General features: G+C 67.7%; 10 protein-coding genes and 1 pseudogene. 7 read left to right on the forward strand and 4 right to left on the reverse strand.

What is annotated here, in order from left to right:
- Positions 1-26: 26 nt before the first annotated feature.
- Positions 27-590: a fasciclin domain-containing protein gene (locus KHY18_RS19065; protein ID WP_213303491.1), complete on the reverse strand. Its 564-nt coding sequence runs from the start codon at positions 588-590 to the stop codon at positions 27-29.
- A 329-nt stretch (positions 591-919) separates the two neighbouring features.
- On the opposite strand from KHY18_RS19065, the gene KHY18_RS19070 reads away from it, so the two are divergent.
- The 3 genes from KHY18_RS19070 to KHY18_RS19080 all read left to right on the forward strand — a co-directional run bounded on the left by KHY18_RS19070 (position 920) and on the right by KHY18_RS19080 (position 3,558).
- Positions 920-1,891 carry a ferritin-like domain-containing protein gene (locus KHY18_RS19070; protein ID WP_213303494.1) on the forward strand — a complete coding sequence of 324 codons (972 nt, stop codon included), beginning with the start codon at positions 920-922 and terminating at the stop codon, positions 1,889-1,891.
- 80 nt (positions 1,892-1,971) lie between these two features.
- Positions 1,972-2,172, forward strand: coding sequence for a hypothetical protein (locus tag KHY18_RS19075; protein ID WP_213303497.1), 201 nt, complete (start codon positions 1,972-1,974; stop codon positions 2,170-2,172).
- A 42-nt stretch (positions 2,173-2,214) separates the two neighbouring features.
- Positions 2,215-3,558, forward strand: a complete 1,344-nt coding sequence (locus KHY18_RS19080) for an Nramp family divalent metal transporter (RefSeq protein WP_213303512.1) — start codon at positions 2,215-2,217, stop codon at positions 3,556-3,558.
- Positions 3,559-3,571: 13 nt separating this feature from the next.
- On the opposite strand, the gene KHY18_RS19085 is transcribed toward KHY18_RS19080, so the two are convergent.
- Positions 3,572-4,783 carry an MFS transporter gene (locus tag KHY18_RS19085; RefSeq protein ID WP_213303500.1) on the reverse strand — a complete coding sequence of 404 codons (1,212 nt, stop codon included), beginning with the start codon at positions 4,781-4,783 and terminating at the stop codon, positions 3,572-3,574.
- A 228-nt stretch (positions 4,784-5,011) separates the two neighbouring features.
- Here KHY18_RS19085 and KHY18_RS19090 point away from each other — a divergent pair, with 228 nt between their 5' ends.
- From KHY18_RS19090 to KHY18_RS27165, 3 genes are read left to right on the forward strand one after another with little or no spacing between them, the layout of a single operon-like run.
- Entirely contained in the window at positions 5,012-7,453 is a 2,442-nt protein-coding gene (locus KHY18_RS19090; RefSeq protein WP_213303503.1) for a TonB-dependent siderophore receptor, read from the forward strand.
- A gap of 10 nt (positions 7,454-7,463) precedes the next feature.
- Positions 7,464-9,077, forward strand: a complete 1,614-nt coding sequence (locus KHY18_RS19095) for a PepSY-associated TM helix domain-containing protein (RefSeq protein ID WP_249729232.1) — start codon at positions 7,464-7,466, stop codon at positions 9,075-9,077.
- Complete coding sequence (locus KHY18_RS27165) at positions 9,074-9,382, forward strand: DUF3649 domain-containing protein (RefSeq protein WP_249729233.1); 309 nt, start codon at positions 9,074-9,076, stop codon at positions 9,380-9,382. Before KHY18_RS19095 ends, KHY18_RS27165 begins: the two co-directional genes overlap by 4 nt.
- A 3-nt stretch (positions 9,383-9,385) precedes the next feature.
- Here KHY18_RS27165 and KHY18_RS19100 read toward each other — a convergent pair whose 3' ends face one another.
- Positions 9,386-9,976, reverse strand: a complete 591-nt coding sequence (locus KHY18_RS19100) for a TetR/AcrR family transcriptional regulator (protein WP_213303506.1) — start codon at positions 9,974-9,976, stop codon at positions 9,386-9,388.
- A 100-nt stretch (positions 9,977-10,076) separates the two neighbouring features.
- On the opposite strand from KHY18_RS19100, the gene fabF reads away from it, so the two are divergent.
- Positions 10,077-11,348: a beta-ketoacyl-ACP synthase II gene (gene fabF, locus KHY18_RS19105; RefSeq protein WP_213303509.1), complete on the forward strand. Its 1,272-nt coding sequence runs from the start codon at positions 10,077-10,079 to the stop codon at positions 11,346-11,348.
- Here the strand turns inward: fabF and KHY18_RS19110 are convergent.
- Positions 11,311-11,704, reverse strand: a pseudogene (locus KHY18_RS19110) (MFS transporter); the annotation flags it as partial. The gene fabF and the pseudogene KHY18_RS19110 sit on opposite strands and share 38 nt — an antisense overlap.

Here is an 11,704-nt window from a genome sequence, read left to right on the forward strand (position 1 = left end):
CCGCGGCCGCGTCGTCCCCCGCGCGATCACTTGGGCAACAGCACCTTGTCGATCACATGGATCACGCCGTTCGACTGGTAGACATCGGCGATCGTCACCGTGGCCGTGCCGCCCTTTTCATCGCTGAGCATGATCTTGGAGCCGTTCGACTTGGCCACCAGGGTGCCGCCGCTGACGGTCTTGATGCTGGCCATGCCCTTGCCGTCCTTGATCATCTTGGAGAGGGCTGCGGCGTCCCATTTGCCGGCCACCACATGGTAGGTCAGGATGTTGGTCAGCGTGGGCTTGTTCTCGGGCTTGAGCAGCGTGTCTACGGTGCCGGCGGGCAGCGCCGCGAAGGCGGCGTTGGTGGGCGCGAACACCGTGAACGGGCCCGGACCCTTGAGCGTATCGACCAGGCCTGCGGCCTTGACCGCGGCGACCAAGGTCGTGTGGTCCTTGGAGTTGACCGCGTTGTCGATGATGTCCTTGGACGGCAGCATTGCGGCGCCGCCGACCATCACATCCGCCATGGCGGCCACGGAGGCGGCAGACATCACGAGGGCGAGACTGAATGAGGCCAGCTTGCGGGTAGTTTGGGTCGATGTCATGGAAGGCTCCTTGAGTTGATTGATCAGCCAAATCGATTCGGCTGAAATGAATACGCAGGAGCGCGTGGCTTTGGATTCAGAAATTTCGCGCAGCGCCATGCGCCGCACTCCGACTCTGCTGCGTGGACAAGGAAATTGCACATTTAGAAAAAAATGTGAATCCAGTCGCCTTGCCCGCTGCGTACCCACTATCAGCAAGAGATGCCAGCTTCTTTTCGAGCCGCTGCGAACCTCTGCAAAGAGGACATTTCTTGCCACACCATGCGCTCTCAACAGCAGGCGCATCTCACGTTGGTACTCGCGTTCGACGCGAATCGAGAGGAATTTCCATGTCCGACGAATCAGTGTTGATAGGTGTCTTGCAAAAACGGGCGCAGAAGCTGGAAGACCGGCGCCATTTCTTCAGAAAGACGGGCGGAGTGGCCGTGGGCATGGCCGGCGGCGCGATCCTGACCGCCTGCGGCGGCGGTGGCGGCGATGCCATTGCCCAGGCTTCGGGGCCTACCGATGAGGAGATATTGAACTTCGCCCTGAACCTCGAATATCTGGAGTCGCAGTTCTATCACTACGCGGTGTTCGGCACCGGCCTGGCGGCCAACCTGCAAAGCGGCACGGGCACGCAGGGTGCGGTGATCGGCGGGCGGGCCGTGTCTTTCCGCGATCCCGTGGTCGCCCAGTACGCCAAGGAAATCGCCGAGGACGAGATTGCGCATGTGGCTTTCCTGCGCAAGGCGCTGGGCACAGCGGCGGTGGCGCAGCCGCGCATCGACATCGGCGGCACGGACCCGAACGGCGCATTCTCCGTGGCGGCGCGCGCCGCGGGCCTGGTGGGGCCGGGCGTGGCTTTCGATCCCTATGCCAACGACGAGAACTTCCTGCTGGGCGCTTTCATCTTCGAAGACGTGGGCGTTACCGCATACAAGGGCGCGGCGCCGTTGATCACCAACAAGACCTACCTCGAAGCCGCGGCCGGCATTCTGGCGGCCGAGGCCTATCACGCGGGTCTGGTACGCACCGTGCTGTACTCCAAGGGGCTGGCTGCGCCCGCATTGCGCGATGCGGCGGGCGCCATCTCGAACGCGCGCGACAGCCTTGACGGTTCCACCGATGTGGACCAGGGCATCACGGGCGACGCGACGACATCCAACATCGTGCCGCTCGACGCCAACGGCATCGCCTACAGCCGCTCGCCGGGCGACGTGCTGAACATCGTCTACCTGAACAAGGATGCGACGTCCAAGGGCGGGTTCTTCCCCGCCGGCGTGAATGGCTCGCTGGCGATGAGCAGCGCCTACGCCTGATGACCGTTCAGGCCCGCCCGCCATGGCGCGGGCGGGCCTGGTACGACGACAGATCCGCGTTGGTAGAAAAGGAGTTTCCCATGGCTTTCTCTTCCAGTACCTCCTCGCACAAGCCGGTGGCGCGGCGTTTGCGGCCCGCCACCATCGCGCGCCGCTGCGTCGGCAGTTTGATCCTTCTGGCCGGTGCCACCATCCTCACCATGGACATGATCGCCCTGGCCTCGGGTGCGCAGAGCGCGACGGCTTTGGCGGTCGCCGAGCACAGCCCAAGTCTTCCGTAAGCGCATAGCGTCATGGAGCCCGTTGTCTGCGCAGACGCCGCCATGGAGCGCGGTGCGCCCGTTTCCGCAGGCCGGGATGCCGCGGCCTTTGCCAGCCTGCCGCAGGTGCACCGCAGCGTTCCCGTGCCGCGCGGCGCGGGCGCGACGATCAACGCCAGGCGCGCCCTGGCCTTTGCCGGGCCAGGCTACTTGGTGGCCGTGGGTTATATGGACCCGGGCAACTGGGCCACCTCGATCGCGGGCGGCTCGCAGTTCGGCTACTCGTTGCTGGCCGTGATCTTTGCGTCCAATCTGATGGCCATGCTGTTCCAGGCCGCGGCCGTGCGGCTGGGCCTGGCCAGCGGCCGCGATCTGGCCCAGGCCTGCCGCGAGCAGTTTTCGCCGCGCATCAATCTGTTGCTCTGGTTCTTCTGCGAGATCGCGATCGTGGCCTGCAACCTGGCCGAAGTGCTGGGCATGGCCATAGGCCTGAACCTGCTGTTCGGCCTGCCGTTGATCGCGGGCGTGTGCATCACCGTGGTCGATGTGATGCTCATACTTGCGCTGCAAAGCCGGGGCTTTCGCTGCCTCGAGTCGGTGGTGATAGGCCTGGTGGCGTTGATCGGCGTGTGTTTCGCGGCGCAACTGGTGTGGCTGCATCCGCCGCTGGCCGCCGTGCTGTCGGGCTTTGTGCCGCGTGCGGAAATCGTGACGAACCCCGAGATGCTCTATCTGGCCGTGGGCATCGTCGGCGCCACGGTGATGCCGCACAACCTCTATCTGCATTCGGCGATCGTGCAGACGCGGGCGCACGACAAGAGCCTGGCCGGCACGCGCCAGGCGATACGCTATGCGACGCTCGATTCCACCGTTGCGCTGGGGCTGGCGCTGTTCGTCAACGCGGCCATTCTGGTCGTGGCCGCGGGCGCATTCAACCGCCCCGGCCAGGCGCCGGTGACCGAACTGTCAGAGGCCTACCATCTGCTGTCGCCGCTGCTGGGCGTGGGCATGGCCAGCGCGGTGTTCGGCGTGGCGCTGCTGGCCTCGGGCCTGAGTTCGTCGGTGACCGGCACCTTGGCCGGGCAGATCGTGATGGAGGGCTTTCTGCAGATACGGCTGTCGCCCGCGCTGCGGGCCTTGCTCACGCGGCTGATCGCCATCGTTCCCGCGGTCATCGCCACGGCCTGGTACGGCAGCGCCGGGGCCAGCGCCTTGCTGGTCTTCAGCCAGGTGGTGCTGAGCCTGCAGCTGCCGTTCGCCATCGTGCCGCTGCTGATGTTCACCACGCGCCGCAAGGTGCTGGGTGAACTGTGCTTCGGGCGCAAGATGTCCATCGCGCTGTGGGGCTGCGCCAGCGTGGTGGTGGCGCTCAACCTGTGGATGTTGCAGCGGCTCTTCTGGGCCTGAGGGCCGCTGCTTTTCAGCCGTGGCGCTTCTTGTCGGCGCAGGCAAAGCCGAAGATCGCCAGCCCGCCCAGCGCCAGCAGCATGCCGACCCAGCCGGTCGATTCCCAGCCCAGGCCCATGGAGATGGTGATTCCGCCCAGCCAGGCGCCCAGCGCATTGGCGAGATTGAAGGCCGAATGGTTGAGCGCTGCGGCCAGGGTCTGGGCTTCGCCCGCGACATCCATCAGCCGGATCTGCAAGGCCGGGCCCAGTGCGACGGCCGTCCCCACGAGCAGCACATTGAACGAACCCAGCCACAGGTAGTGGGATGTGAAACAGAACAGCAGCAGCACCGCGCCCGACCAGACGAGCATGCCGCCTATGGTGGGCATCAAGGCCTTGTCGGCCAGGCGCGAGCCGACCAGATTGCCGGCCACCATGCCCACGCCGAACAGCGCCAGCACGAAAGGCACGCCTTGCTCGGGCAGACCCGCGAGGTTCATCAGCGTGGGCTTGACGTAGCTGAACACCGAGAACATGCCGCCGAAGCCGATCGCGGCAATGCCCAGCGTGAGCCAGACCTGCTTGCTGCGTAGCGCGCCGAGTTCGCGCCAGGGGCTGGCATCGGCGGGCGCGGGCAGCGCGGGAATCCAGCGCCAGACCAGGGCCACGGCCAGCACCGCGATCGCGCCCACCAGCGCAAAGGCCGCGCGCCAGCCCAGCCATTGGCCCAGCCCTGCGGCCAGCGGCACGCCGACCAGCGTGGCGATGGTCAGTCCCAGCATCACATAGCCCACGGCCTGGGCGCGCCGCCCGGGCGGCGCGAGGTGCGCGGCGACCAGTGCCGCGACGCCGAAGTAGGTGCCATGGGGCAGGCCGCTGAAAAAGCGCATCAGCACCATGTTGGCGTAGCCCGGCACCACGGCGCTGGCGAAGTTGCCGATCGCATAGAGCAGCATCAGCGCCATCAGCAGCTGGCGGCGCTGCATGCGCGCGCCCAGCACGGCGAGCACGGGCGCACCGATCACCACTCCCATGGCGTAGGAGCTGATCAGATGGCCCGCGGTCGGAATGGAGACGTTCAGCTCCCGGGCCGCATCGGGCAGCAGGCCCATGATGACGAATTCGCCCGTGCCTATGCTGAAGCCGCCCACGCCCAGCGCGAGCAAGGCCTTGAGAAAGGAGCGATCGGAAGTGCTGCCAGCGCAGGCCGGGGAGGACGAAGAGGGTATGACGGGGCTATCCATTTGCGGGCAGTGCAGGATCTCCGCTGCCTGGCTGGCATGCGGAGACCAAGGGGGGAAGGGCAGAGGAATCGCAGGCTGCGACGACCTCGGCCGGAGTTTACATTTCCGGCGAATTGTTGGTTTTTTAAGATACTTTTAAAAAATATGCGGCGAACAGGTTGGGGTTTTGCGCTGTCATGCGTCTACCTGAGAAGGATTCTTATTCATTCAGTTCTGGAGCTTGCTCGCATGTCACGTTTTCGTTTCCATCCCGCCCCGCTGACCGTGGCTGTCGCCCTGCTGCTCGCGACCCTGCCGGCCCAGGCGCAGACCGCTGGCGCCGCCGCCGCGGCTTCGGCGTCCGTGGAGATTCGCATTGCCGCGCAGCCGCTGGCGCAGGCGCTCGACGTGCTGGCCCGGCAGGCGCGGCTGGAACTGATGGTGCTGCCGGCCCTGGTCGACGGCCGGACCGCGCCCGCGGTGCAGGGGCGGTTCACGGCTTCCGAGGCCTTGAGCCGCCTGCTCGCGGGCAGCGGGCTGTATGCCGAGATCGACGGCACATCGGTGATCGTGCGCCGCGTGCCCCAGGGCGCGGGCAGCGCCACGCTGGCCCCGGTGATCGTCTCGGCGCGCGCCGAGCGCAGCGCCATCACCGAGCACACGGGCTCGTACACCACGCCCGCCGTCACGGTCGGCAAGGGCACGCAGGCGCTCAAGGACATTCCCCAGTCGGTCAGCGTGGTCACGCGCCAGCTGATGGACGAGCAGAACCTGTCGTCGGTCTACGACGTGCTCGCCAGCACCACGGGCATCACGCTGGCGCAGAGCCCGCAGGGCGGCAAGTACATCTATTCGCGCGGTTTCGACCTGACCACGGTGCAGTACGACGGCGTTCCGCTCAACCGCGGCATTTACGGCCGCGCCAGCAACTACTCGTCGAGCATGGCCACCATAGACCGCGCCGAAGTGCTGCGCGGCGCGGCCGGCCTGCTGCAGGGCGAAGGCAGCCCCGGCGGCGCGGTGAACCTGGTGCGCAAGCGCCCGCTCAACGGAGATGCGACCACGGTGGAGGCACGCGCGGGTTCGTGGGACCGTTATGGCGCGCAGGTGGACATCTCGCGCGTGCTCAACGCGCAAGGCACGCTGCGCGGCCGCGCGCTGATAGACCACGAAGACCAGCACTCGTTCATCGACTACGTGAACCGCCGCAGCACCACGGCCTACGGCACGCTGGAATACGACCTGTCGCCGGCCACGCGCATCAACGTCGCCGTGAGCGCCGAGGAAGTCCAGGGCCGGCCCTTTCTGAACGGCCTGCCGCGCAGCACCACGGGCGCCGACCTGAACCTGCCGCAGTCGACCTATCTGGGCGCGACCTGGAACCGCCAGAAGACCAGCAACCGCGGTCTGCATTTCGATGTGGGCCACCAGTTCAACGACGACTGGAAGCTGCAGGTCTCCGGCCTGTACATGACCGAAGAGCACGACATGAAGTACGCGGGCGTCAACCGCGCCGTGAACCCCGCGCTGATGCAAAGCGCCAACATCGTCGCGCGCTCGATCGCCGACCTCGAGACGTCGGGCATCGATGCCCATGTGACCGGCCGCTTCGACGCCTACGGCCGCCGCCACGAACTGGTCAGCGGCGTGAACTACACGCGCACCACCAACGACACCACCTACGGCTTCAAGACCAACTACAACATCTTCAATCTGGGCAGCTACGACCCGGCGCTGCGCGAGCCGCAGGATGCCGAGATCTACACCGGCACGCGCGAAGACCGCCGCGGCAATGCGCGCCAGTTGGGCTTCTATAACGCGCTGCGCCTGCAGCTGAGCGATCCGCTCAAGCTGATCGTCGGCGCGCGCGTCAACTGGTTTCGCACCGACTGGGACACCGTCACCACGGGCATCGCGCCTTCCGTCGGCGCGACCCGCAGCAGCGAGAACGCCAAGATCAATCCCTATGCGGGCCTGATCTATGCGCTGAACCCGCAATGGTCGGCCTATGTGAGCTATGCCGACATCTTCAAGCCCCAGACCGAGCAGAACGCCGCGGGCGCGCTGCTCAAGCCCATGGTCGGCACCAACTACGAGGCCGGCATCAAGGGCGAGCTGCTGCAGGGCCGGTTGAACACTTCGTTCGCGCTGTTCCGCATCGAGCAGAACCACCGCGCGCAGGAAGATTTCAGCAGCGGCGCCACTTGCCGCAACGACTACTACTGCTACACCGACACCGGCGAAGTGCGCAGCCAGGGCTTGGACGCCGAAGTCAGCGGCGAGATGGCGCGCGGCTGGAACCTGTTCGCGGGCTATACCTTCAACCGCACCAAGTACCTCAAGGACGTGAGCAGCGAAGGCCAGTCGTTCAACAGCTACACGCCCAAGCATCTGTTCCGGCTGTGGACCACCTACCAACTGCCGGGCGAACTCAACGCCTTCACGCTGGGCGGCGGCGTCAACGCGCAAAGCGCGAGCTTCCGGCAGATCGGCGCCGTGCGCGCCGACAACGGCGGGCGCGCCGTGTGGAGCGCACTGCTCAAGTACCAGATCAACCGCAGCTGGACGGCCGCGCTCAATGTCAACAACCTGTTCGACAAGCGCTACTACAGCTCGAGCACCGCCCTGGTCAATGGCAACTACTACGGCGACCCGCGCAATGTGATGCTGACGCTGCGCGGCGCGTTCTGATCGAGGCCCGATGAAAAACGGGTTTCGCCAGTCCATGGCCTGGCTGCACACCTGGTGCGGCCTGACCTGCGGCTGGCTGCTGTGCGCCATCATGCTCACGGGCACGCTGAGCGTGTTCCGCGAGCCGATCACGCGCTGGATGCAGGCCAGGCCCACGGTGCAGGCCGCGCCTGCCGACATGGCCCAGCCGCTGGAGCAGGCCTTGCGCCATCTGGCGCAACAGGCGCCGGATGCGCGGCTCTGGCGCATCGAATTTCCGCTGCACGAAGGCGATGCGCTGCAGCTGCTGTGGCGCAGCGGGCGCGTCAACGGCCAGGCAGCGCTGCACCCGGTCACGGGCGCGGCGCTGCCCCAACCCTGGGGGCGCGCGACCGAGGGCGGGCGGCACTTCATGTCGTTCCACTACCTGCTGCACGCGGGCCTGCCCGGCTACTGGCTCGTGGGCTGGGTGTCGATGTGCATGCTCGTGGCCCTGGTCTCGGGCGTGGTCGTGCACCGGCGCATCTTTCTGGACTTCTTCACCTTTCGCCCCGGCAAGGGCCAGCGTTCCTGGCTCGATGCGCACAACGCCACGGCCGTGACCACGCTGCCGTTTCTGTTCATGATCGTCTACACGGGGCTGTTCATCTTCTACACCTCGTACATGCCCTGGCCCCTGCGCACCGTCTACGGCGCCGACGGCCAGGCCTATACGCGTTTCCAGGGCGAGCTGCTGCACCAGGCTGCCGAGCCGCCCGACCGCGCGCGCTCGGGTGAGCCCGCGGCGCTGGTGCCGCTGGCGCCGTTGCTGGCGCAGGCCCGGGCGCTGCTGGGCCAGAGTGCGCGCGCGCTGGTGGTCGAGCAGCCGGGCGACCGCAATGCGACCGTGCGCGTGCTGGGGCGCGTGGACGACGATGAACATCCGTCGCGCAGCATTCTCAATCCCGCGGGCAGCGTGGCCTTCGACGGCGTGACCGGCGCCATGCTGCAGCTGCAGCGCCACGATGCCGATGCGGCGTTCGCCACCGAGCAGGTGCACGGCGTGATGGAGTCGCTGCATTTCGCGCGCTTCGGCGGCTGGACCATGCGCTGGCTGTATTTCATCAGCGGGCTGGTGGGCACCGTGATGGTGACCACGGGCACGGTGCTGTTCGCCGTCAAGCGGCGCCAAAAGAGCGGCCATGAATTCGGCGCGGCCACGGCCGCCGTCTACCGTGGCATCGAAGCGCTGGGCGTGGCGTCGGTCGCGGGAATCTGCGTGGCCTGCATCGCCTACTTCCACGCCAACCGGCTGCTGCCCGTCGATCTCGACGGCCGCGTGCAATGGGAGATCCGCGCTTTTCTGTGGGTCTGGCTGGCGACGCTGGTGCATGCGGCGCTGCGCCCCACGCCGCGCGCCTGGGTGGAACAACTGGGCGCGGCCGCCGTGCTGTGCCTGGCGTTGCCATGGCTCAACGCCGCGACCACGGGCCAGCATCTGCTGGCTTATGCGCTGGCCGCCGACTGGCAGCGCATGTCTGTCGAACTGGTGGCGCTGGGCCTGGGGCTGGCGCTCGCCGCCGCGGCCTGGCGCACGCAGCGCGGCTGGCGCGCCAAGCCCGTGGCAGCGCCGCGTCGCCAGGCCGCGTCGGGGGTCGGCGCATGAGCCGGCCCGCGAAAGCCGGGCCGGGCGCCGCCTGGCGCTGGAGCGTGGCGAGCCGTGTGCTCGCGGCGGGACTGGGCGGCTATGCGGTGGCGGCGCTGGCAACGTCGGCGCTCACGCTGGTGCTGGTGCGCGCGGCGCTGATGGCGCGCGCCGATGCCGTGCTGTGGGCCAGCCTGGCGAGCTTTGCGTTCTATGCCGTCGCGGCGCTATGGGTGTTCGCGGCGCGCTCGGCGGCGCGCGCCTGGGCCGGGCTGGCCGTGGTGTGCGCGCCCTGCGCCGCGCTGCTGTGGTTCTGGCAGGTTTGAGCCTCAGTCCTGGGCGCCGGTCACCAGCCGTTCCCTGAGCGTGCGCAGGATTTCCTCGGACAGCGCGGGATTGCCCGCCGCGGTGGCGCGCGCCAGCGCCAGCGCACCGACCATGCTGCTGAGCAAAACCATGGTCTGGGCGCGCTTTTCCACGGGCTCGCCTTCGAGCATGCGCATGAAGCGCTGGATATTGCGTTCCACGCCCTGGGCGAACACTTCGGACATTTCAGGGCCGGCGCGCGCCGCGTCGGTGGCCAGCGCCGCGGCCGGGCAGCCTTCGCCGGGATGGTCGCGGTGGCTGGCCGACAGGTAGCTGTGGACCATGGCCTGCAGCTTCGTGGTGGAGGGCGCATCGCTGTCCAGCTCCAGACCATCCAGCGGCGTGATGGTCCACTCGAAAGCCCGCAGGCAGGCTTCGCGTGCCAGCGCGTCCTTGGATTCGAAGTGCCGGTACAAGCCGCCATGCGTGAGGCCGGCATCGCGCGTGATTTCGGCCACCCCGACGCCGCTCAGACCCTTTTCGCGGTACAAACGCGCTGCGGATTCGACGATGCCCGCGCGGTGTTCGGCGGCCTGGCTCTTGCTGACTTTCATGGTTTAGATGATAACCCTCATCTAAAATAATTTATGATGATCGCCGTAATCAATAGAGCCTTGCCTGCATGAAGCAGGCAAGGCGCGTGAAAGGTGTTGTATGGGTCGACGTGTCGTTATCACTGGCTTGGGGCTGGTTTCTCCTTTGGGCGCCAATGTGGAGCTGGCCTGGCAGCGGCTTCTTGCCGGGCAGTCGGGCGTGCGCGCGCTGGACCCCGCGATCAGCGCCGGCACCGGCGCGGCCGTGGCCGGCCGCGTGCCTTCGCTCGAAGAAGACCCCGAGGCGGGCTGGAATCCCGAAGCCGTGATTTCGGCCAAGGAATTGCGCCGCCTCGATCGCTTCACGGCCTTCGCGCTGGGCGCGGCCGACCAGGCGCTCGCACATGCGCAGTGGCAGCAAGCCACCGACGCGCAAAAGGAGCGCGCCGCGACCATCATCGGCTCGGGCGTGGGCGGCTTCGGCACCATTGTCGACGCCGTGCGCACCACCGACGGCAAGGGGCCGCAGCGCCTGTCGCCGTTCACGGTGCCGGCCTTCCTCGCGAATCTGGCCGCAGGCCAGGTGTCGATACGCCACCAACTGCAGGGCCCGCTGGGTGCGCCCGTCACGGCCTGCGCCGCGAGCATCCAGGCCATGGGCGATGCGGCGCGGCTGATTCGCAACGACGAAGCCGACATGGCGCTGTGCGGCGGCAGCGAAGCCACGATCGATCGCGTGGCGCTGGGCAGCTTCGCGGCGGCGAAGGCGCTGTCGAATTCAGGCGCCGACGACCCGGCCAAGACATCGCGGCCGTTCGACGCGGCGCGCGACGGCTTCGTGATGGCCGAAGGCGCGGGCCTGCTGGTGCTCGAGTCGCTGGAACATGCGCTGGCGCGCGGCGCGACGCCGCTGGCCGAAGTCGTGGGCTATGGCACGTCGGCCGATGCCTACCATGTGACTTCGGGCCCAGAAGATGGTTCGGGCGCGGCGCGTTCCATGCTCGCGGCATTGCGCCAGGCGCAGCTGCAGCCGCAGGACATCCAGCATCTGAACGCCCATGCGACGTCCACGCCCGTGGGCGACAAGGGCGAACTCGCGGCGATTCGCAAGGTGTTCGGCACGGGCCAGGGCCCGTCGATCACGGCGACGAAATCGGCGCTGGGCCACATGCTGGGCGCGGCCGGCGGCGCGGCCGCGATCTTCACGGTGCTCGCCTTGCGCGACCAGATCGTTCCGCCCGTTCTCAACCTCGAGAACCCCGACCCCCTGGCCGAAGGCCTGGACATGGTCAGGGGCCAGGCCCGGCCCCAGGCCATGGAGCACGCGATGCTCAATGGCTTTGGTTTCGGCGGCGTCAATGCGACGCTGATCCTGAAGCGATTCGCGGGCTGAGCGCATTCGCCGCGGGCTGCGGTCGGCGCAGCATGAAGACCACGGCGGCGGCCGTCAGCACGGCCAGGCCCGCGAGCAGGTGCAGCACGTGGATGAAAGCCTGGGCATAGCTTTGCGCCAGCAGCGCGGCATGCGGTGCGAGCAGCGCCGCGCCGGCCTGCAGCTCGCCCAGCGCGGCGCGACCCGAGGCTTCGAGCAGGGCTTCGGCGGGCAGCGCGCTGCCGATCTGCGCGGCCAGGCGGTGCTGTATCAGTCCGGCGAGCAGCGCGCTGACCACAGCGATCGCCACGCCATCGGCGCTCACGCGCACCGTGTTGAACAGGCCTGTGGCCATGCCCACGCGTTCGGGTGCGACG

The sequence above is a fragment of the Acidovorax sp. CCYZU-2555 genome (assembly GCF_018413525.1).
GTDB lineage: Bacteria > Pseudomonadota > Gammaproteobacteria > Burkholderiales > Burkholderiaceae_C > Comamonas.

Excerpts from the sequence above, each read along its gene's own strand:
- KHY18_RS19065 (WP_213303491.1), bottom strand. The coding sequence starts at position 590 with ATGACATCGACCCAAACTACCCGCAAGCTGGCCTCATTCAGTCTCGCC.
- KHY18_RS19070 (WP_213303494.1), top strand. The coding sequence starts at position 920 with ATGTCCGACGAATCAGTGTTGATAGGTGTCTTGCAAAAACGGGCGCAG.
- KHY18_RS19075 (WP_213303497.1), top strand. The coding sequence starts at position 1,972 with ATGGCTTTCTCTTCCAGTACCTCCTCGCACAAGCCGGTGGCGCGGCGT.
- KHY18_RS19080 (WP_213303512.1), top strand. The coding sequence starts at position 2,215 with ATGGAGCGCGGTGCGCCCGTTTCCGCAGGCCGGGATGCCGCGGCCTTT.
- KHY18_RS19085 (WP_213303500.1), bottom strand. The coding sequence starts at position 4,783 with ATGGATAGCCCCGTCATACCCTCTTCGTCCTCCCCGGCCTGCGCTGGC.
- KHY18_RS19090 (WP_213303503.1), top strand. The coding sequence starts at position 5,012 with ATGTCACGTTTTCGTTTCCATCCCGCCCCGCTGACCGTGGCTGTCGCC.
- KHY18_RS19095 (WP_249729232.1), top strand. The coding sequence starts at position 7,464 with ATGAAAAACGGGTTTCGCCAGTCCATGGCCTGGCTGCACACCTGGTGC.
- KHY18_RS27165 (WP_249729233.1), top strand. The coding sequence starts at position 9,074 with ATGAGCCGGCCCGCGAAAGCCGGGCCGGGCGCCGCCTGGCGCTGGAGC.
- KHY18_RS19100 (WP_213303506.1), bottom strand. The coding sequence starts at position 9,976 with ATGAAAGTCAGCAAGAGCCAGGCCGCCGAACACCGCGCGGGCATCGTC.
- fabF (WP_213303509.1), top strand. The coding sequence starts at position 10,077 with ATGGGTCGACGTGTCGTTATCACTGGCTTGGGGCTGGTTTCTCCTTTG.